Genomic DNA, 20,563 nt, shown 5'->3' with positions numbered 1-20,563 from the left:
TGGTGTGAACAATGTGCGGAATTGTTGGATATATAGGCACTCAAGCGGCGACAGACATTTTACTGGCTGGGCTGGAAAAACTAGAGTACAGGGGCTATGATTCCGCTGGAATCGCCACTATTTGGGAAGGAGAGGTAAATTGTGTGCGGGCAAAGGGCAAACTCCATAACCTGCGTTCTAAACTCGAACAAATAGAAACCCCTGCCCAAATTGGTATTGGTCATACACGCTGGGCAACTCATGGTAAACCAGAAGAGTACAACGCCCATCCCCATTTGGATACGGCAAAGCGAGTGGCGGTAGTGCAAAATGGCATTATTGAAAACTACCGCGAGTTACGCGAGGAACTCAAAGCCAAAGGACACGAATTTCGTTCTGAAACCGATACAGAAGTAATTCCCCATTTAATAGCCGAATTTTTAAAGAATCTTCCTCCCTCATCTTCCTCATCTCCCTTCCTAGAGGCAATTCGTCAAGCTGTTAACCACTTACGTGGGGCATTTGCGATCGCAGTTATTTCTGCTGACTATCCCGATGAATTGATTGTTGTCCGCCAGCAAGCACCTTTGGTAATTGGTTTTGGGCAAGGGGAATTCTTTTGTGCCTCTGACACGCCTGCGATCGTTGCCTACACCCGTGCAGTGCTACCTCTGGAAAATGGCGAAATTGCCCGCCTCACACCTTTGGGCGTTGAGATTTACAATTTTGCTGGCGACAGGTTGAAAAAACAACCCCGACTGCTCAACTTCAATCCAGCAATGGTTGAAAAGCAGGGATTCAAACACTTCATGCTCAAAGAAATCCATGAGCAACCAGGGGTAGTAAGAGCTAGTTTAGAAGCATACTTTAATCCAGGCGAATCTAGCGAATCGCCAATCAACCTTGGTTTACCTGGAGATTTATACAACGATTTAGAACAAATTCAGATCCTCGCCTGTGGTACTAGTTGGCACGCAGCATTAATCGGAAAATATTTACTAGAACAACTAGCAGGAATTTCAACTCAAGTACATTACGCTTCTGAGTATCGCTATGCACCATCACCTGTGACAGCTAACACCTTGATTGTTGGCGTTACCCAATCAGGTGAAACCGCCGATACCCTAGCAGCTTTGACGATGGAAAAAGAACGTCGCCAAGGGAAAGAACCTAAATATCAAGCGCGACTACTGGGCATTACCAATCGCCCCGAAAGCAGCCTTGGTCATCTAGTGCCGCATGTCATTAGTACCTTAGCGGGAATTGAAATTGGGGTAGCGGCGACAAAAACTTTTACTGCACAACTGATGGCGTTTTATGCTTTGGCATTGGATTTAGCAGCTCGTCGTCAGACAGTTTCAAAAGATACATTAGATCAAATTATTAATGGGTTGCGGCAGATTCCCAAAGAAATTGAAGCAACTTTGGAAAGTCAGGAACGTTTAACTGAACAGTTAGCCCACGAATTCGCCGAAACCCAAGATTTCATTTTTATAGGAAGAGGAATTAACTTCCCGATTGCTTTGGAAGGGGCGTTGAAATTAAAAGAAATCAGCTATATTCACGCCGAAGGGTATCCTGCTGGAGAAATGAAACACGGCCCGATCGCTTTATTAGATGCGAAAGTGCCAGTGGTGGCGATCGCAATTCCTGGTAGTGTGTACGAAAAAGTTATTTCTAATGCCCAGGAAGCTAAAGCCAGAGATTCTCGGTTAATTGGCGTGACTCCCGTCAACGATGGCGAAGCTGCGGAAATCTTTAACGATCTTCTTCCCGTCTCTCATGTAGAAGAATTACTTTCTCCGATTCTGACAGTAGTTCCCCTGCAATTATTGGCTTATCATATTGCTGCCCGTCGCGGTTTAGATGTCGATCAGCCTCGTAATTTGGCTAAAAGTGTCACTGTGGAATAGTATATATCTATACTAGTTGTTTTTAATGAAAATAGTTTCTGAACAAGTTATATTACTTGCAGAAGCTATTTTTTATGAGTAATTATCGCAAGAAACATGCGTATAAAAACTTACATTTAGTATGCGTTTTTACCGTAAGAGTTAAATTATCCAAATGCGATAGCAGAAACTCTAATGTATTAATGTATATTTATACTACATAAAGTTTGTAATAATTTGATCCCATAACATCAAAGTTAATTAAATCTATCAATATTATGAGTGAAATCCATCTACGTCAAATTAAGGCTTACCTTCAAAAAACATTTAATGGTTTGATTGATGTGTCAGATTATCAAAACAAATCTAGATTTACTTCTAGTGGCGTCTCCAGTCTCAAGTTACTTTTGCTAGCGTAGTGATATAGAGTTTATCGCTTCCCAGTAAGCAGCTGAAAGCAAAAGGATTAATATGGCTCATTTAAATCAGCGTCGTCCCCAAAATGTCAACGGCGATTTTTATGTAGATACTACCTGTATTGATTGTGATACCTGTCGCTGGATGACTCCTGAAGTTTTTTCTCGTGTTGATGAACAGTCGGTGGTTTATCATCAACCAACCAATGAGGCGGAAAGATTAGCAGCACTTGAAGCACTTTTAGCTTGTCCTACTAGTTCTATTGGCACAGTTGAGAAACCAAAAGATATCAAAGTTGCTCAAGAGAAGTTTCCGATATTAGTAGCAGAAAATGTTTACCACTGTGGCTATCATTCTGAAAAATCTTACGGTGCTGCTAGCTATTTAATTCAACTTCCAGAAGGTAACATTTTGGTGGATTCTCCCCGGTTTACGCCGCCTTTAGTGAAGCGTTTAGAAGAACTGGGGCCAATTCGTTATATGTACCTAACTCATAAGGATGATGTGGCAGATCATCAAAAGTTTGCCGAGCATTTTCAGTGCGATCGCATCCTCCACACTGATGATATTACTGCGGATACTCGCAATGTAGAAATACAGCTAACTGGTTCTGAACCATTTGCCTTGACTCCAGATTTATTAATTATCCCAGTCCCCGGTCACACCAAAGGACAAACAGTCCTACTCTATAAAAATAAGTTTCTGTTCACTGGCGACCATCTCGCTTGGTCAGAAAGCTTGCACCAACTGGCTGCATTCCACGGTTTCTGCTGGTATTCTTGGTCAGAACAGACTAAATCAATGCGTAACTTAGCTAATTACTCTTTTGAATGGGTGCTACCAGGTCATGGACGAAGGTTTCATGCCGATCGGGAAACGGTTCGCCAGCAGATGCACAAGTGTATTGAGTTAATGGAATCTTTGGATTGACATTAAAAAATAACTAACTTTTCACGTCATCTAAAAAAAACTAACCCCCTTCCCGACGCGAAAAGCGGGAAAATTCAAAGTCTCTCCAAAGGCTATGGTGTACACACAAGTCTTGAAATTACACCTCACACTTGGTTTCGTCGTCTATCCCTAAGCTTTCGGAGCGATCGCACAATCCTATTGCTAGATGACGAAACCAAGTACTAGGGGGAATTTTAATATTTGTGTGTACACCGTAGCCTTTATAAGGGGAGGGTTAGGGTGGGATAATTCGACAGACTAGTTGTGATTCGATAACTTGTGTATACACTGTAGCCTTTCCAAAGGCTCAAAGTAACTCCGATTTGTGTGTACACGGTAGCCTTTATAAGGTATGAGGAGAGGGATTGAGTGTGAGGTAAACCAGGGACATAAATTGTATATTATTTAATTCTTATTCCTTAGCCTTTGTATGACCTGCCTTGAAAATAAAACGGTTGGTAGTGGGTATGGTCATAAAACAGAGAATAGAATGCACTGGTGCAATGTCAAGTTCTCTATTTGTCAAAATTTCAAACAGAAGCAAAAAAGGTGTCACCAAACAATAGCGCAAAGCAGTTTTTGTTTTAAGTTGGTGCAACAGATGTTTGTTACCTCGCAGTAAACCATGACGTAATACAAGACGGGGGAAAAACGAAAAGGGCAAAGGATGTATTCAAAACCTTTCCCCTTTAGTCGAACCGTATTGAGAGATGACTCACCAAACCATTACTTTTCTTACCTACTAGGAAGCTTCAAACCTCGACGTTCAAGGATTTGCCGTACCTCTGGACTGGGGTTGTAGTTATAGCCGTAGGAGGAGTTCTGAGAGTCGTCCATGATTTGAGGTGTGAGTAATACAACCACTTCATTGCGCTGGTTGGATCTATTTGTCTTTCTAAACAGCGCACCAATCAGGGGAAGATCGCCCAAAATAGGAATCTTGGAGATAGTTGATCGGTCTTGGTCTTGAATGATGCCGGAAAGAATGAGCGTTTGACCATCTCGTAAGCGAATTAAGCCAGAAGTAAGGGAACGCTCAGACACTAAAATAATACTTCCATTTCCTATATCTTGTGAGGCTGAAGGAGCGCTAACAGTAGGAGCAACCGATAGAGAAACGAACCCATTATCGTCAATCCGATCAATTTTCACACTCAAGGTTAAGCCAACCTTTTGTTTATCAATTTTTCTTTCTGTCCTAGAACCACCAGAAGTATCCGTCGTTTGGATGGTTATGTTTCCTACCACTTCCTGGGTCAAATTGACAAGTGCTTGCTGACCTTCTTGTACAATTAGGGTTGGATCAGTCAAAATTTTGGCATTACCATTTGTCACTTGAGCTTGCAAACTACTGAGAAGCCGTTTAGGGAATTGGTACAGACTTGGCAAGCCGTATGTGATTGTTGGAGGGGTCGTCGCTGTTGCTGGTGTAATTGCTGTGATACCTGGTTGTAGTGGATTAGAGCTTGCGCCAGCAGTAGCTGTTGGGCTAACAAAAATATTTCCGGTACTAAGGGGATTGGTAATATTAGGTGTCTCAGTCACACTATTTGCTACTTCAGAACTAGTAGCTGGTCTGGAACCACCAAAATTCAGAGATGCCGCACCTCCATCATTGGTAAAATAGTTGTTGCCAAGCCCAAAAGAAAAGCTAGTGTTGTAGTCTTGGGTGTTATTGAGATTAACATCGATAATCTTGACGTTAACTACCACTTGACGACGACGGATATCAAGCTGAGTTAGTTGAGTCATCGCCATCTCAACTAGTCGGGGAGGACCAATCAAGGTCAAAGAATTAGTACGCTGGTCTCCTAATGCCTGTAGACCTCGGAGTAAAGGCGTTGTGTATTTAGAGTCCTCAAGGGTTAGACGTTCAATTTTGGTTTCCGTGGTCGTTTGAGTTTGGGTGATGGGAGCAGCTGCATTCCCAACAGCCACAGCACTAACACTGGTAACTTGTCGTTCTCGGCTGACAGCACTTTCTGCTCCCAAGCCGACCAAAAAGTTTAGGGCAACATCGACTGTTACCTGATTGAGTCGCAGGTTACGCATAACCATGTCTCGTGTAGAATTGGGTAGTTTAGGCCCAACAAAAATTGTGCGATTACTGCGATTAGCCTCTAAACCACTCAGACGCAAGACGTAGTTAAACACATCTTGCACTGGCTCATTTTCGATATCTAGGGAGATTGTTTGAGAGATTGCTGGTGCTGCTGCACCACCTTGACCTCCAGCAGCTTGATCGCCTCCGATATAAGCCAAGTTCAAATTAGCAGCACGGGCAAGCAATGACAAAACCTCACGCACCGGCGCATCTCGCAGCACTAAACGAGGAACGCGTTCCTGACTTCCCAAGTCAATAGTGCTAGGAGAAGCATCGATAGCAGAAATAGCAATATCTCCCACTGGTGGGGCGACGGCTCTGGGTAAGAAAGGTGGAGCCTGACTCAGAGGTTGACCTGGACCGGCAGCTTGTGCAGGTTGTCCGTCAATGGTGACTTGGGGGTTGGGAACGAGAACACCTGAGTTTTGACCAGGTTGGGCTGGAGTAGTAAGAGGCGGTGCTGTAGATGTTGGTGCTGTTGGCGTAGGTGCTGATGCTATATTGCCTGCCGATGGGCTAAAGCTGAGTGTAATTCCATTTGGCGATCGCACCACTGGTTGACTGTTAGGTGTGTTGTTGCTACCAGTTACCGTTACCCGAATGCTATTGGCATCAAGCTGACTAACCTCGACAGACGCAATTCCTGGTGCTGGGGTATCTTGACGAAAGCTATTACCTTGTGGTAATCGTAATTGAGTATTGATAACATCTGCGACTAAAGCTTTGCCTCTTTTCGTAGTGAAAACTTGGGGGCGCGACCCTGAAGAAGTTTTCAAAGCAACGCTAATTCCACCATCAACTGGATTTAATTGGACATCAGTCACTTGACTAATTTGTGCCCAAACTGGTTGACTTGCCAAAAAGACAAAAGCGGCAGTACCTAAAATAAAACTATTACCGTGAAGCTGTTTCACAGTTCATTCCTCACCTGATAAAAACCTTGTTTACAAACAATTATGAGAAGTTGGGAGTTAGGAGTGAATAGTTATGAGTTAGGAGTGAATAGTTAGGAATGATAATTCGTAATTCATAATTCCTAACTTCTCATTCCTAACTTCTCATTCCTAACTACTTTTTCGGGGCAGCTTTAGCCGCTGCCGCTGCTATTTCTTCTGGACTAAGTGGCATCAATACCTGTAGCTGGAATGATGTATTAATCGCTGCTGGGCCAACCCGTACCCGACTTTTATCTGATGGAGATCTTGCTTCGGCTGGAGCCAAAGTTGATTGATAATCTTTAACTATTAACAAAGGCTGTAACCGCTCAATGTTACGAATTATCGATTGTGTTTGTTCATAAGTTCCTGTAATTTGGGCATTGATACTGCTGCGTTTTAGCTTGTTGTCAACCTGTAGTCCTAGACTTCCATCGGCAACGGGTTCTGGTTTTTGGGAAACTGGCGTGAATTTATTCAGTTTGGCTCTTACCGTACTAATAGAGGTTGGAGTATTGCCAGACTCAATTAAGCGGTTCAAATCCAACAACAATGTATCTAAGCTTTTTTCGTTAGCAAATAAACCTAAAACCTGAACTTTTTGCTGCTTTGCCTGCGCTAGTTCGTCTTTAAGTTTATCAATCTGTTTGATATTGGCTTTTTTTTGCTCAATTTGCCCTTGTAGTTCTGAGGTTTTGGCTTGCTGCTGCTGATAGTTTTCCCAAGCTGGCATCAGCAAGTTTACCAATATATAACCTGCTATCCCTAAACCAATTACCCCCACCAAAATCCCAATAATTTTTGGTGTAAAAGCAATACCAAAGACCACGGGGGATGCTGGCGTTGCCTGCTCGAATTCCCCACCTTGTTCGCCAAAATTTAAATCATCACTCAGCGTCATTTTAGAATGACTCCTGTTTGTTGGATACTACGAATTCGAGTCACTAACCCCACTGTGCCTTTTTTCTCCAACTCCCGAATTAATTCGGAAGCTGGAACATCGTTCATGCTGGACTGAATAGTGTATTCAACTACTTGTGGTGGCGTAATTATTACACCATTAGCAGGTTTACCCACACTTGGAGGTAAAGGGGCATCTACTAATCCTGCGGTGATAATTCTGGTTTCTGTGGGCTTCAAAAACTGAGACTGTTGTAAACTCAATAAGAAATCATTGACATCATTAAAAGAACGAGCCAATCCGGTAATTTCTAATCCCCCAGCGGGATTATTTGGTGGCTGACCTGCCACTACCGCAATGGGTGGCATTTGCTTAATGCTCTTAATTTGTACTGGTGCGGGGATGCGATCGCGCAAATCTTGCAGCATTGCCGACCAAGGACGAATCTGGTCAAATACAGTGACTAAAGCTTGAGTCTCCTCTTTAACTGACTTCGTTTCGGCTTTAATTTTGTTAAGATTTCCGATTTCTGTATCTAACCTCTTGCTTTCCTGATCTAGTTGTGCAACTGTCCCCTCCAATTCCACAATCTTCCCTTGCAATAACCACCAACTAACTCCCAATAAAGCTGGAAGACCTATACCTACTGCAACTCCCACATACACTAGTGTCAAATCCCCCGTAGGAAACTTGAAGGCTATTCCTCCCTTTCCCTCAGGCTTTTTCTGGTATGCTGGGCGGTCTTTAAGAAAATTAACATCTAGGCTGTACATTTTGTTACACCTCCCGCATTCCTAGACCGAGTACGATCGCTAAACCAGAGCGTTGTACCTGTGGATATTTCTCAGTGTCAACATCCAAAGACAAAGCCCCGATTGGATCTATTTGGGTAGTTGGCAAGCTCAATCGTTGAGTAAAAAATTCATCTAGCTGTTGCAGTCCACCTCCCGGCCCAGCTAATAAAATCTGCGCTACTTCCAAATTTTCACTTTGATTGAGGTAAAAATCGATGGAACGGCGCAGTTCATCCGTTAGTTCTCCCAAGACTCTCAATATGGCAGCCATGCCAGGATCGATTTCAGTAACGCCAGTTTTACCGCCGTCTAGGGAAGTTTGGGGAATGACCATTCCGTGTAACAGTTCCATATCTCGTGATGTGGGTAAGCTCATTGCCCTTGCTAAGGCCGTTTGCATTTGATAAGTCCCAATTGGGACTGTGCGTGAAAATTGCGGCACTCCGTTAACGATGATGGCGATTTCTGTACTATCGAACTCGATATCAACGAGTACTGCTGCTTCTTGCGGCCCAAATTGTCGCAGTTGATCGCGAATAGTCCGAATTAGAGCAAAACTGTTAATTTCTAAAACATCGATCTGTAATCCTGCCTGCTCGAATGTACTTATATAGGTATCCGTTATCTCCTTGCGGGTGGCAACTAGGAGGACGTGTACTTTTTCAATGCCATCTTCATCTTGAAAGTACCCAAGTTTCTGATAATCTACATCAGCCTCTTCACGAGGATAGGGTAAATACAAACCTGCTTCATGGTTCAGCACCATTTCTCGCAGTTCTTTATCATCTAACTCTGCTGGCACTGGTATAATTCGAACGATAGAATCTCGTCCTGGGACACCAGTAGCAACGCGAGAAGTTTTGATTTTGCTTTCAGCTAGCGCCTGCTGGATTAACTGCGCCATTGCTGCGGGGTCGGTGATTTGACCATCGGTAACGATGCCTTCTGGAACTGCTACCGATGTAAAAGTTTCTAGTTTCAAGCCTTGACCGTGCTTGCGTAGCTGAACTACATTTACCCGTTCGGGAGCAAGTTCAATGCCGACCCCTTTTTTCGATTTGCCAAACAGACTAGTGAAACTTTTTACCACAGTTGTGCCCGCTGGACTACTAAATTGAAAATTTAAATTTATTGTGATAGGGACGTTATATATTACGTCTCTACAGGTAATTTATTTAGCCTATAATCTCAACAATTCTGTCTAAGCTTTTCACACTGATCAAGCGTAAAAATACTGGGAAAATGATTCAATTGCGAAAATTTAAACAACTTGTTGCTTTAGTACTGCTTGGCTTAGTAACCACTTGGATTGTAAGTTGCAGCACAGGCAATGTTAGTAAAAGTACAAAACAAGCTACTTCAGGAGTGGCAACTGTTGAGTTTTGGACAATGCAACTCCAACCTCAATTTACCGACTACTTCAAAAGCCTAATTGCAAATTTTGAATCGCAAAATCCAGGTATAAAGGTTAACTGGGTTGATATACCTTGGGCAGCAATGGAGAACAAAATATTAACAGCTGTCTCCGCAAAAACGCCACCTGATGTAGTTAACCTCAATCCGGGTTTTGCTTCCCAACTTGCCGGACGAAATGCCTGGTTAGATTTAGATGCGAAAGTCCCAAATGATGTACGTTCCTCCTATCTGCCGAATATCTGGAAAGCAAGTGTGCTGAATGGCAAGAGTTTTGGGATTCCCTGGTATCTCACCACACGGTTAACCATTTATAACACTGATTTATTAAAACAGGCAGGTATCAATAAAGTACCTGCAACATACGGAGAATTAGCACAAGCAGCTCAACAAATTAAAGATAAGACAGGGAAATATGCCTTTTTTGTGACTTTCGTACCGCAAGATTCCGGTGAAGTGCTGGAATCTTTCGTGCAAATGGGAGTTAACCTCATAGATGCTGATGGGAAAGCGGCGTTTAATTCGGCACAAGGGAAAGCCGCATTTCAGTATTGGGTAGATTTGTATAAAAAAGGGTTACTTCCCAAAGAGGCTTTAACCCAAGGACATCGCCACGCGATCGATTTATACCAATCTGGTGAGACTGTGCTTCTAGCTTCTGGGCCAGAATTTCTCAAAACGATCGCAAATAATGCCCCAAAGATTGCTCAAGCTACCGGAGTAGCACCTCAACTCACTGGTGACACAGGCAAGAAAAATGTTGCGGTAATGAACATAGTTATTCCCCGCGATACTAAACAACCAGATGACGCTGTGAAGTTTGCTTTATTTGTCACCAATGACGAAAATCAGTTAGCTTTTGCGAAAGCTGCAAATGTCCTACCTTCTACAATCAAAGCATTGTCTGATAGTTACTTTAAAGATGTTCCAGCTAATGCTTCAATCATCGAAAAAGCGCGAGTTCTCACTGCTAAAGAACTACAAAATGCAGAAATATTAACCCCTACTTTAAAGGATTTCAACAAACTGCAAAAGGCAATTTACGAGAACTTGCAAGCAGCAATGTTAGGTGAAAAGACTGTAGATAAAGCTGTAGAAGATGCGGCGCAAGAGTGGAATCAGAGGTAAATTAGGAGATTGGGCAATTCCAATTTTGGATTTTGGATTAAATTTCAATCTAAAATCCAAAATCTAAAATCTAAAATCTAAAATTCTTACTCCCTATTCCCCATTTGTAAAAAATCGCCTACTAAATAAAGGGAACCACACAAAACGATTAAACCGTCTGTGGTAGCGGCTTCTAGGGCTGTGAGTAAATCTGGATGGATTTGGCGATCGCTTAATTCGGGACAGAGGTTGTAAGCTAGGTTTGATAAGTAGTCTAAATCGGCGGAAGTTCTACCGGGGAAAGGCTCTACTGGTATTGGTACTAAAAAAAGGCGATCGCCTGGTCGCAGTAAAGCGGTAAAAATATCAGTATGATCCTTATCGGCAAACATTCCCATAATCCAATTGATAGGCTGATGAGTAACTGCGTCTAAGCTATCAATATACTGGCGGAGAACTTGGGCGGCGGCGGTATTATGAGCGCCATCAATTAATAATTTATGGTTTTTCCAAGTAGTCCATTGCATCCGCCCTGGCCATTTAGTTTTTGCCATGCCGTTAATTATGGCTTCTTCAGAAATTTGCCAACCTTGTTGCTGGAGAATTTCTAACGCAGCTAAAGCCAAAGCTGAATTAGTTAACTGAATTTGCCCCGCTAATGGCAAAGGATATTTAATAGAGTGATGGGCTGATTCTTTAATTTCTCCCTCTGCCCCTCTGCTCCTCTGTCCCTCTGCTTCATATCTATACTCTGCCCATCCTGTAGCGATTTCATGGGCGGGTTGAGGCGCAAAAAGCGGACATTGTAATTCTACAGCACGCGATCGCACCACCTTGTCTGCCTCTGGTGGCAATGGCCCAACCACAACAGGACATCCAGGTTTGAGAATACCTGCTTTTTCTCTCGCAATGTCAGCAATGGTAGGGCCAAGTTGCTGCCAGTGTTCCCGGCTAATGGAAGTGATGATTGTAACCAGGGGTTCCAAACAGACATTTGTCGCATCTAAGCGCCCTCCTAGTCCAACTTCTACCACAGCGACATCAACTTGCTGCTGGGCAAAATATAACCAAGCAGCCGCCGTAATTACTTCAAACTGAGTTGGCGATTCTTCGTCAGGGCGAATCAACCCTTGGACTTTTTCTAATAATTGACTCAATTCCTCAGAAGAAATTGGCTGTTCATTCAGACAAATACGTTCCGTCCAATCAACTAAATGGGGTGAAGTGTAGCGTCCTGTACGATAACCAGCGTCAGTAAGAACTGAGGAAAGATAGGCACAGACTGAACCTTTGCCATTAGTACCAGCAACGTGAATTACTGGGACTTGATGATGAGGATTGCCAAGATTTGCTAATAGATTGACAATGCGATCGAGTCCGAGATGGACACCAAAGCGTTGCAGGGGTTGTATTACAGAATCGATATTCAAGAAGGGACTGGGGAGAAATCAATTCAAAATTCAAAATTGAATATAAACGGGATAAGTAGCCTTAGGGGAGTGAGGCGGACAAGGGGATGACAGAGAATATTAAACCCAATGCCAATGCCCCATGCCCCATGCCCTATTAATGAATTTAGGCTTCCTTATCCAAAAAGCCTTGAATTTGTCTTAAAGCGGCAGCGCCAATATTAAACACTGCCCAACCAGCGGCAATTGCAACTGGTGCTAAAACGATCGCTATACGGAAATCGATATCCATATCTAGAACCCCTCTCTTAAGTAGAAATTAAACTTTTGTCAACTGCTCTCATTTTTATTTTTAGCTGAAGTGGGCAATTTTTCCAACTAGATATGTAAAGAATGTTTAAATTGTGGGGCATTGGGCATTGAGCATTAGGCATTAGTTATTTCCCCCGATCTTTCATTTTCACCCTGCGGGAAACTTTAGTTACCTCTTTTTCAGTAATTTTTAATTTTTAATTTTTAATTTTTAATTGATTTCTCTCCACCCCTAAGCCTTGCTAAAACCAATATCAGTGCCCTTACCAGCATGAACTAAAGCTAACTTTTGGTAACGTTTAGCGTGTTCAATCAGTTCTGCGGCTTCAACTTCTGTTACTTGGCGTAATACTTTACCAGGAATACCGACAACTAGGGACAAAGGCGGTACATTTTTAGTTACTACTGCACCAGCACCGATAATGCTACCAGCGCCTACTCTTACCCCATCTAAAATCACTGCGCCAATCCCAATCAAACTTCCACGCTCAATGTAAGCAGAATGTACCACAGCCCGATGTCCTACGGTAATATAATCTTCTAAGATTGTTGGAAAACCAGGATCGCCATGTAGAATTGCACCATCTTGAATATTTGTGCATTCGCCAATTTCAATCCGTTCTACATCTCCCCTAACCACTGCTCCATACCAAATGCTCACTCCTGGTGCTATATTTACCGAACCCATAACAACAGCATTATCTGCAATAAAGGCAGCTTGAGAAAAATCAGGAGATGTCCAGTAAGAAGCGGTAGACACGATAGAATATGAATATGGTACTCAGGAACACTGGAGAAACTCCAACCTTTGAGGCTGGCTGCATAACCAGAATATCACAGCGTCAAACCTCTACGCTGAGGAAAACACTAGTGAATAATGTTCCTGCCGCAACACCGTGTCTATGCAGCAGTGAGCAAGTAACCCAAAGTGGTTGAGCCGAATTGTATAATCCAACCCACTAGTGCTGGTGAAGACAAAATTATGTTTGTATGCACTTCATGATGAATCCAGGTTTGCAGTACCCGATGTTTGGGCCGGAAATACAGTGTCCCCATTGTCGCCAGACTATTCCGGCGCTGACACTAACAGACACCTATTTGTGTCCTCGTCATGGCGCCTTTGAAGCTAATCCGAAAAATGGAGAGTTAATCCATTTGCAATCGGGGCGTCATTGGCGGAGGTGGAATAATGAATGGTATAGGCAGCATACTCATCCTGATGGTATTCGCTTTGAAATTCACGAAGCATTAGATAAGCTCTATACCCAAGGCTTTCGAGCAACACGAGTGATTATTGCCCGACGCTATCAGGAATTGATGAGTGGCTATTTAGAACGCAGCACGCCTTGGCGTTCTGGACAACCAGAAGCGACTGCTGCGCGTTTGTACGGCTTACCCGTGGAATTTAGCCCCGATACCTCAGAAGATCCCTCTTGGGAAGTAATTAATTTTGACTTGGAAAAAGAGCCTGGCGTTCCTGTGCGCTACCCTTATTTCAGGTTGTTTGAGTAATGGTCATTTGTCATTAGTCATTTGTCATTAGTGAATAACAAAGGACAAATGACTAAGGACTAAGGACTAAGGACTAATATGCACCACGCTTCTATTCGGACTGCGAATATTCATCGAGCGATCGCTTTCTACGAACATTTAGGGTTTACAATCTCAGAACGCTTTACCACAGGCTACACCCTAGCTTGCTGGATGGAAGGATTGGGCGGCAGAATTGAACTGATCCAAATTCCCGAACCCAAGCCAGCCCCAGATGCCTTTAATGACGAGCATTATGTGGGGTATTATCATCTCTCGTTCGATTTAACTGACATTACACTAGATTTACCTAGCTGGTTGACAAATTTACAAGAACGTGTGTTGCTAGCTGTTGAGAGTCAAACCCAAGAATTACAACCATTGAAGATACTTTTAGAACCGACACAACAGCAAATAGGCGATCGCATTTACGAAGTAGCTTTCATCGCTGATACCGATGGCTTACCTCTCGAATTCATTCGGGTTTTAGCTAAATTACCATAATTTAGCTTTTTATTACCTTTATTGTTAATATATTGTTTTTCTGTATTGTTGCTGAGGTAAAAGATTTTTTTACCAGATAAAACTGTAGTCACTCAAAAAACTATGTAGCCTATTTTACAGATACATCTTCTAGATACATGTATGAATTTTCCAAATTTTATAGATATCCTTTGCCGTTATTAATTTTAAGCTTATGGCTACTAGCAGTTTTGTTATTGAGCGATCAACCTGCTCATAGCCAACATTCAGTTATCTCTAATAAAGAAAAATATCAGTCAACCTTGCTAGTAAAAAGAATAATGCCCTCAACACTGACAGAAAATGTCCGCAAGACAGTACTAGAAAATGGTCTAACTGTCCTGACAAAGGAAGTGCATACTGCGCCAGTGGTGACGGTGCAGGTGTGGTACAAGGTTGGCTCACGTAATGAAGAACCAGGCGTGAATGGCATTGCCCACCAGTTGGAACACATGATGTTTAAAGGCACTCGAAATCGTCCGATTCAATTTGGACGTTTGTTTAGTGCTTTAGGTAGTGATTCCAATGCTTTTACCAGCTATGACCAAACGGCATATTACGGTACTGTGGAACGAAACAAGCTCAAAGCGCTTTTAGTGCTAGAAGCCGACAGAATGCAAAATTCCCAGATTGAGCCAGAGCAACTAGCGAGTGAAAAGCGGGTAGTAATTTCCGAGTTGCAAGGTTACGAAAATAGTCCAGAATATCGCCTTAACCGCGCCGTCATGCAAGTGGTGTTTCCCCATCATGCTTATGGGTTGCCTGTAGGTGGTACTAAAGCTGATGTCGAGAAATTTGAAGTTGAGCAGGTAGAGAAATACTACCGCAATTTTTACAAACCCGATAATGCTGTCTTAGTAATTGTGGGAGATTTTCAAACTGCAAAAACTCTAGAAACAATTAAACAGACGTTTGGCAAAATACCCAGGGGGCAAGAGGCAGGGGGCAGGGGGCAGGGGGCAGGAGTTATTTCTCCAGCACTCAAAACTCAGCACTCAGCACTCAGCACTCCCATCGTATTGCGAGAACCGGGAGTAGGGCGACTGTTACAAGTTGTGTATCCGTTACCGGATGCAAATCAACCGGATGTGCCTGCGTTGGATGTGATGGATTACATCTTGACAGAGGGGCGGAATTCTAGACTTTATCAGGCATTAGTGGAATCAGGTTTAGCGAGTGAAGTTACGGCATCCGTTACCAGTTTGCAAGAATCTGGCTGGTATGAGGTGTTGGTGACGGCTGGATCTAAACAAGATTTGAAAAAAATTGACTCAATGTTGAGTAGTGCGATCGCCAATGTAGCAGAAAAAGGCGTGACATCGGAGGAAGTTGAACAAGCCAAAACCCAATTAATCGCAGATGTAATTTTGAGTAACCGTGATATCACCTCTCAAGCCATGCGATTGGGCACTGATGAGACAACTGCTGGTGATTATCGCTACACAGACCGCTATTTGGCAGCTGTCCGGTTGGTGAGGCCGACAGATGTTGTGAATGTAATTAACAAATATCTCACAAAAGAAGCGCGGACAGTAGGCTTTTTTGAACCAACTCAGAAACTAATAACAGAAGTTAGCGACAAACCAGACTCAGCCCAAACTACAGAAAATTTCTCTCCTCTAGCACCTGTGCTTCCTTCTGAGGTGATGAAATACTTACCACCTGTAGATTTGGCTACAGATGCAATTGCTCAAGTATTACCACAGGAATTTAAATTTACTAACGGACTGCGGATATTACTGTTACCCGATCGTAGTACTCCCACCGTTACCCTAAGCGGCCATATTCAAGCCGGGACGGAATTTGATCCAGACAATAAAGCTGGATTGGCTGCGTTTGTAGCAGAGAACTTGCTAAATGGCACTAATAACAAGGATGTCTTGACTATTGCCAAAGTTTTGGCAGAAAGAGGGGCGAGTTTAGACTTTCAAACCCACCGGGAAGGTGTGCATATTGAGGGTGATAGTTTAGCAGAGGATTTACCGATACTTCTGGAAGTATTGGCAGATGTTGTGAAAAATAGTACCTTTCCAGTCAAAGAATTAGAACTGCATCGCCAACAAACTTTAACCGACTTGCAATTGGAACTAGATGAGCCATCAGAAGTAGCTAGAAGGATATTTGTTCAGTCAATTTACCCGAAAAAACATCCCTTACATACCTTTCCCACAGAGGAGAGTTTACAGCAGATTCAGCGCCAGGATGTGATTGATTTCAAAGCTAAACATTATCGTCCAGATACGACAGTGCTAGCGCTGGTGGGAGATTTTGATCTGGACATTGTGCGATCGCTGATTAAAAATGAGTTTGGAGACTGGGAAGTTAGCGGTCAAGCACCCACATTAAAATATCCCACGGTATCAATGCCGGAGAAAATCGTGAGTGTCAATCCGGTTTTACCAGATAAAACCCAAGCTGTTACATATATGGGTTACACAGGCATTAACCGTTACGATCCTCGGTTTCATGCCGCCTTAGTATTGAACCAGATTTTGGGAGGCGATACCTTATCTAGTAGACTGGGGGCAGAAGTGCGTGATCGCCAAGGTTTGAGCTATGGAATTTATAGCTACTTCCAAGCTGGGAAGAACGCAGGGACATTTTTGATAGAAATGCAAACTAGTCCTGAAGATAGCAGTAAAGCGATCGCTAGTACCCGCGAAATTCTACAGCAAATCCATCAACAAGGCGTCACCGCGCTGGAAGTAGAAACAGCTAAACGCACTCTCATCAGCAACTACAACGTTTCCCTGGCCAACCCAGAAGAATTAACAGATAGAATTCTGATGAATGAGGTGTATGGACTAGATAAAGTAGAATTGCACTCCTTCACTGATAAAATTCAGAAAGTCACTCTTGACCAAGTTAATCAAGCGGCTCGTGAGTTACTCCACCCAGATAAAATCGTGGTTGTTACTGCTGGCCCATCTATGTTATCAGAGAAAAATATTAGGTAAAAAGGGGCATTGGGAATGGGGCACTGGGCATGGATAATGAAGAATATCTATTAATTAATTTTTCCTACTCATCACCATTGCCTTTTGAGAACTACCGATGAAAAATTACAACCATTTATCTCAAATTGTCATTACATCTCTTCCTTTTGCTGCTACTACTTGGCTACAAATATTACGGTGTAGCTACGTGATACTTACATTACTTTTGGGACTAAATTTCATCGTTGCTACTCCAGCAATGGCGGCAAATGTGTCTGGCGATTTGCTCAAGCAACCAGCTACAGAAATTACAATTAGCTTGGGTAATTCGGCTAACGAACTGAAGTTTGAGCCAAATCATCTGGAATTCCTAGCTGGCAAACGCTATCAACTAACGCTTACCAATCCCAGCCAACTGAAGCACTATTTTACTGCGAAAGATTTTGCCGATGGCATCTGGACACAAAAAGTCCAAGCAGGCAAAGTAGAAATCAAAGGAGCCATTCACGAGCTAGAACTCAAGCCAGGTGCAGAGGCAGAATGGGTATTTGTGCCTCTAAAATCTGGTAATTATGGCTTACGTTGTACAATACCGGGACATACAGAAGCCGGTATGACTGGAGAGATTGCCATCAAGAGTTAAAAAATCAAAATTATTAGCCTCAGTATTTGGCAGCAGTCTAATGTTTCAATTAAAGATAATTTAGCTAAATTTCATAGTGTGCAGTGAAAAATAACTTAGGGCACTTTTGATGCAACTCCAACACATTGAGAGTATGCGAATGTGTTATTCTATATACGTTAGCGCCTAAACTCGAAGAATTCCTATCAGGAATTAAAATAACTCAAATTATAGATATTATTTCTCAAGTAATCTAGAGAAAGCATTGATACTTTAGCAGTAAGGCCACCAGTAATTATTAATTTCCTATGAACATTTTCAGTAACTTACTTTCTCAAACAACTCAGCCTGCAACTGCAAAAAAACAGCGCCGAGGAATTGAAATTAAATCGCCGCGTGAAATTGAAATCATGCGGCAATCAGCATTAATTGTGGCAACTGTCTTAAAAGAAATTGCCGAGCTAGTAAAGCCAGGAATGACAACGGCTGATTTAGATACTTATGCCGAAAAACGTATCCGTGAAATGGGTGCGACACCGAGTTTTAAAGGATATCACGGTTTTCCTGGTTCTATTTGCTCCAGTATTAATAATGAAGCAGTACACGGTATTCCTAGTCCCAAGAAAGTGATTCGCGTCGGTGATGTATTAAAAGTAGATACGGGCGCTTATTACCAAGGTTTTCATGGTGATTCTTGCATTTCAATTGCTGTTGGTGAAGTGACACAAGAAGCTGCAAAATTAATTCGCGTAGCAGAAGAAGCTTTATATAAAGGTATTGAACAGGTTAAGGCTGGTGTATACCTGCTTGACTTAGCTGGAGCAATTGAAGACCATGTGAAAGCTAACGGTTTTAGTATAGTGGAAGAGTTCACTGGACACGGTGTCGGTCGTAATCTGCACGAAGAACCTTCAGTATTTAACTATCGTACTCGTGAGATGCCAAATGTTAAACTCCGTGCGGGAATGACGCTGGCAATTGAGCCAATTTTAAATGCAGGTTCTAGACACACGCGGACATTATCTGACCGTTGGACAGCAGTCACTATGGATAATTCTTTGTCGGCTCAGTTTGAGCATACAGTTTTGGTGACAGAGACAGGTTATGAGATTTTAACTGACCGTTCTAAGGTGTAATTGTTATCTGATTTGTGAAAATTCACGGTGTCCAGATCCCCGACTTCTTTAAGAAGTCGGGGATCTAATATTTAACGAATGATTTAGGACTTTTATATTTGACTGATAGCCGCATAATTAGTTTTATAAATAGGAAGCGTTTCTTTAGCCTGTACAGAGACAAATGTACTTTCTGGAATTGCTTGTAATAAATTTATTGCTTGCTGCCATTTATCTTGTGCTTGCTGCCGACTTTGTTGTGAATGAGGTGAATTTGTAACAAATAAATTAGCTTCTATTGCCAGTTTTTGGGCTGACTCTAAGTTTGCTAAGGCTTTCTTTTCAATCAACACTCTTTGACTGATAGATTTATAGTTAATCTGATAGTAAGCCAATTTCTTTTTTGCTTGATCATAGACTGATGTATTGTGAGGAATGCTATCTAACAAGATGATTGCCTGATGCCATTTGTTTTGTGCCTGTTGCCAGACTTTTAGAGGATGCGGTGGCTTCTGAACCAGAGAAGCAGCCTCCATACCAAGTTTTTGAGCAGATTTAAAGTTAGCGATGGCTCCGCCATCGTCTGCGACGAACGCACTTCCTTCTTGAGTTAAACTTAGACTCATCTGCTGCAATTGTGGACTTTGCTGTTGAATTTTCCAACCACAAAAACCCAAGATTAATAAACTTGAGGCTATGAGCAAAGCTGAACGTACTATTTTTGGCGTTGAAAAGTTTGGAGATATTTCTGCTTTCTGGCTAAGAATTGGTTCTTTATTAATTTTTTGTTCAATATTTTTTAGGGCTTCTTCTGCCTCTTCTATTAAAGTGTCGCCCTGAATTATTAAAGTAGAAATTTGTTCTTGAAAAAAATCACAATCATTGAGAATATCTGTCAATTCTTGAAATTTTCCTTCACTCGATATAATTAATTCGTGGTCGTCGTCTAACCACTCTAGAGCGAAGCCAGATTTACCATAAAAAGCTGATACACCTAATAAAATATTTAATAAGCTACGACTGTTTTTAATAGTATTAAAAATATAATTTAATTTTTCTTGTAACTGTAATAGTTGTTTTTGATAATTTCCAATCTGCGGAATTTGATTTCGTAAAATATGAGATTTTTTCAAGTCTAAGCTAATCTTTAAACTTTCAGCAAGTGTTTTGAATTCACTAGGTATACTTGGATGACTAATATCAGAATTTAGTTGATTCACTAATTTAACGTCACTGAGAATATCAGCCGCTATTGCTTGCAAAAAATAACCCCATTCAATCCAACTATCAATTTTTGATTGTAAATCAGTCAATGAAATTTTAGTTTCTGAGTTCCCAAATTTTTCTATGATGACTGGATCTACTAATCCCAAACGAGGGATAAATAAAGTAGCTACTGTAATTAATCGAGGAAGTGTGGCGATCGCAGAATTTTTGAGGCGATCAAATTGCAATTCCTGAGCGATTATTTTTTTAATATTACGTAGTTTTTCTTGAGCATTATTAATTATGATAATTTGTTCCATGATTTGATTAGAATCGCCAATAGTCAGTTTTAGACTCTGAATTAGTGTTGGCAATTCACTAACAAGTATTTCTAGGTTAGCCATAAATACCCCTTAGG

At 42.0% G+C, this 20,563-nt stretch carries 16 protein-coding genes; 8 read left to right on the top strand and 8 right to left on the bottom strand.

The window, feature by feature from the left end:
* Nucleotides 1–11: 11 nt before the first annotated feature.
* Together glmS and FD723_RS25810 are read left to right on the top strand one after the other, a co-directional pair.
* A complete protein-coding gene (glmS, locus tag FD723_RS25815) occupies nt 12–1,892 on the top strand; it encodes a glutamine--fructose-6-phosphate transaminase (isomerizing) (protein ID WP_179067914.1) in 1,881 nt (626 codons plus the stop codon).
* Nucleotides 1,893–2,342: 450 nt separating this feature from the next.
* Nucleotides 2,343–3,218, top strand: coding sequence for an MBL fold metallo-hydrolase (locus FD723_RS25810; protein ID WP_179067913.1), 876 nt, complete (start codon nt 2,343–2,345; stop codon nt 3,216–3,218).
* 756 nt (nt 3,219–3,974) lie between these two features.
* Here the strand turns inward: FD723_RS25810 and FD723_RS25805 are convergent.
* The 4 genes from FD723_RS25805 to pilM form a co-directional block, all read right to left on the bottom strand.
* The gene (locus FD723_RS25805) at nt 3,975–6,257 is read right to left on the bottom strand and encodes a type IV pilus secretin family protein (RefSeq protein ID WP_179067912.1); all 2,283 of its coding nucleotides are present in this window, start codon (nt 6,255–6,257) and stop codon (nt 3,975–3,977) included.
* A 154-nt stretch (nt 6,258–6,411) separates the two neighbouring features.
* Nucleotides 6,412–7,179, bottom strand: coding sequence for a pilus assembly protein PilO (locus tag FD723_RS25800; RefSeq protein WP_179067911.1), 768 nt, complete (start codon nt 7,177–7,179; stop codon nt 6,412–6,414).
* Complete coding sequence (locus FD723_RS25795) at nt 7,176–7,952, bottom strand: PilN domain-containing protein (protein ID WP_179067910.1); 777 nt, start codon at nt 7,950–7,952, stop codon at nt 7,176–7,178. Before FD723_RS25795 ends, FD723_RS25800 begins: the two co-directional genes overlap by 4 nt.
* A 4-nt stretch (nt 7,953–7,956) precedes the next feature.
* Nucleotides 7,957–9,063 (bottom strand): type IV pilus assembly protein PilM, encoded by a 1,107-nt coding sequence (pilM, locus tag FD723_RS25790; protein ID WP_179067909.1) that lies wholly within the window; start codon nt 9,061–9,063, stop codon nt 7,957–7,959.
* Between the two features lie 152 nt (nt 9,064–9,215).
* Here pilM and FD723_RS25785 point away from each other — a divergent pair, with 152 nt between their 5' ends.
* Entirely contained in the window at nt 9,216–10,514 is a 1,299-nt protein-coding gene (locus tag FD723_RS25785) for a sugar ABC transporter substrate-binding protein (protein ID WP_179067908.1), read from the top strand.
* 86 nt (nt 10,515–10,600) lie between these two features.
* On the opposite strand, the gene FD723_RS25780 is transcribed toward FD723_RS25785, so the two are convergent.
* From FD723_RS25780 to FD723_RS25770, 3 genes are all read right to left on the bottom strand, one after another.
* On the bottom strand, nt 10,601–11,923 hold the full coding sequence (locus FD723_RS25780) for a folylpolyglutamate synthase/dihydrofolate synthase family protein (RefSeq protein ID WP_179067907.1): 1,323 nt from the start codon (nt 11,921–11,923) through the stop codon (nt 10,601–10,603).
* Nucleotides 11,924–12,068: 145 nt separating this feature from the next.
* Complete coding sequence (locus FD723_RS25775; RefSeq protein WP_179067906.1) at nt 12,069–12,194, bottom strand: photosystem II protein Y; 126 nt, start codon at nt 12,192–12,194, stop codon at nt 12,069–12,071.
* A 252-nt stretch (nt 12,195–12,446) separates the two neighbouring features.
* Nucleotides 12,447–12,974 (bottom strand): gamma carbonic anhydrase family protein, encoded by a 528-nt coding sequence (locus FD723_RS25770; protein ID WP_179067905.1) that lies wholly within the window; start codon nt 12,972–12,974, stop codon nt 12,447–12,449.
* 239 nt (nt 12,975–13,213) lie between these two features.
* On the opposite strand from FD723_RS25770, the gene FD723_RS25765 reads away from it, so the two are divergent.
* From FD723_RS25765 to map, 5 genes are all read left to right on the top strand, one after another.
* The gene (locus FD723_RS25765) at nt 13,214–13,726 is read left to right on the top strand and encodes a TIGR02652 family protein (RefSeq protein WP_179067904.1); all 513 of its coding nucleotides are present in this window, start codon (nt 13,214–13,216) and stop codon (nt 13,724–13,726) included.
* Nucleotides 13,727–13,804: 78 nt separating this feature from the next.
* On the top strand, nt 13,805–14,248 hold the full coding sequence (locus tag FD723_RS25760) for a VOC family protein (protein ID WP_179067903.1): 444 nt from the start codon (nt 13,805–13,807) through the stop codon (nt 14,246–14,248).
* Between the two features lie 137 nt (nt 14,249–14,385).
* Entirely contained in the window at nt 14,386–17,223 is a 2,838-nt protein-coding gene (locus tag FD723_RS25755; RefSeq protein ID WP_179067902.1) for a pitrilysin family protein, read from the top strand.
* Between the two features lie 97 nt (nt 17,224–17,320).
* Nucleotides 17,321–17,845 carry a plastocyanin/azurin family copper-binding protein gene (locus FD723_RS25750; RefSeq protein ID WP_179067901.1) on the top strand — a complete coding sequence of 175 codons (525 nt, stop codon included), beginning with the start codon at nt 17,321–17,323 and terminating at the stop codon, nt 17,843–17,845.
* 287 nt (nt 17,846–18,132) lie between these two features.
* Nucleotides 18,133–18,960, top strand: a complete 828-nt coding sequence (map, locus tag FD723_RS25745; protein WP_179067900.1) for a type I methionyl aminopeptidase — start codon at nt 18,133–18,135, stop codon at nt 18,958–18,960.
* Nucleotides 18,961–19,052: 92 nt separating this feature from the next.
* Here map and FD723_RS25740 read toward each other — a convergent pair whose 3' ends face one another.
* On the bottom strand, nt 19,053–20,549 hold the full coding sequence (locus tag FD723_RS25740; RefSeq protein ID WP_179067899.1) for a hypothetical protein: 1,497 nt from the start codon (nt 20,547–20,549) through the stop codon (nt 19,053–19,055).
* Nucleotides 20,550–20,563: the final 14 nt, after the last annotated feature.

Origin of the sequence: Nostoc sp. C052 (assembly GCF_013393905.1) — a bacterium.
Classification (GTDB): Bacteria; Cyanobacteriota; Cyanobacteriia; order Cyanobacteriales; family Nostocaceae; genus Nostoc.
Note: the sequence above shows the minus strand (reverse complement) of the source record. Positions and strands in the feature narration are given on the sequence as shown.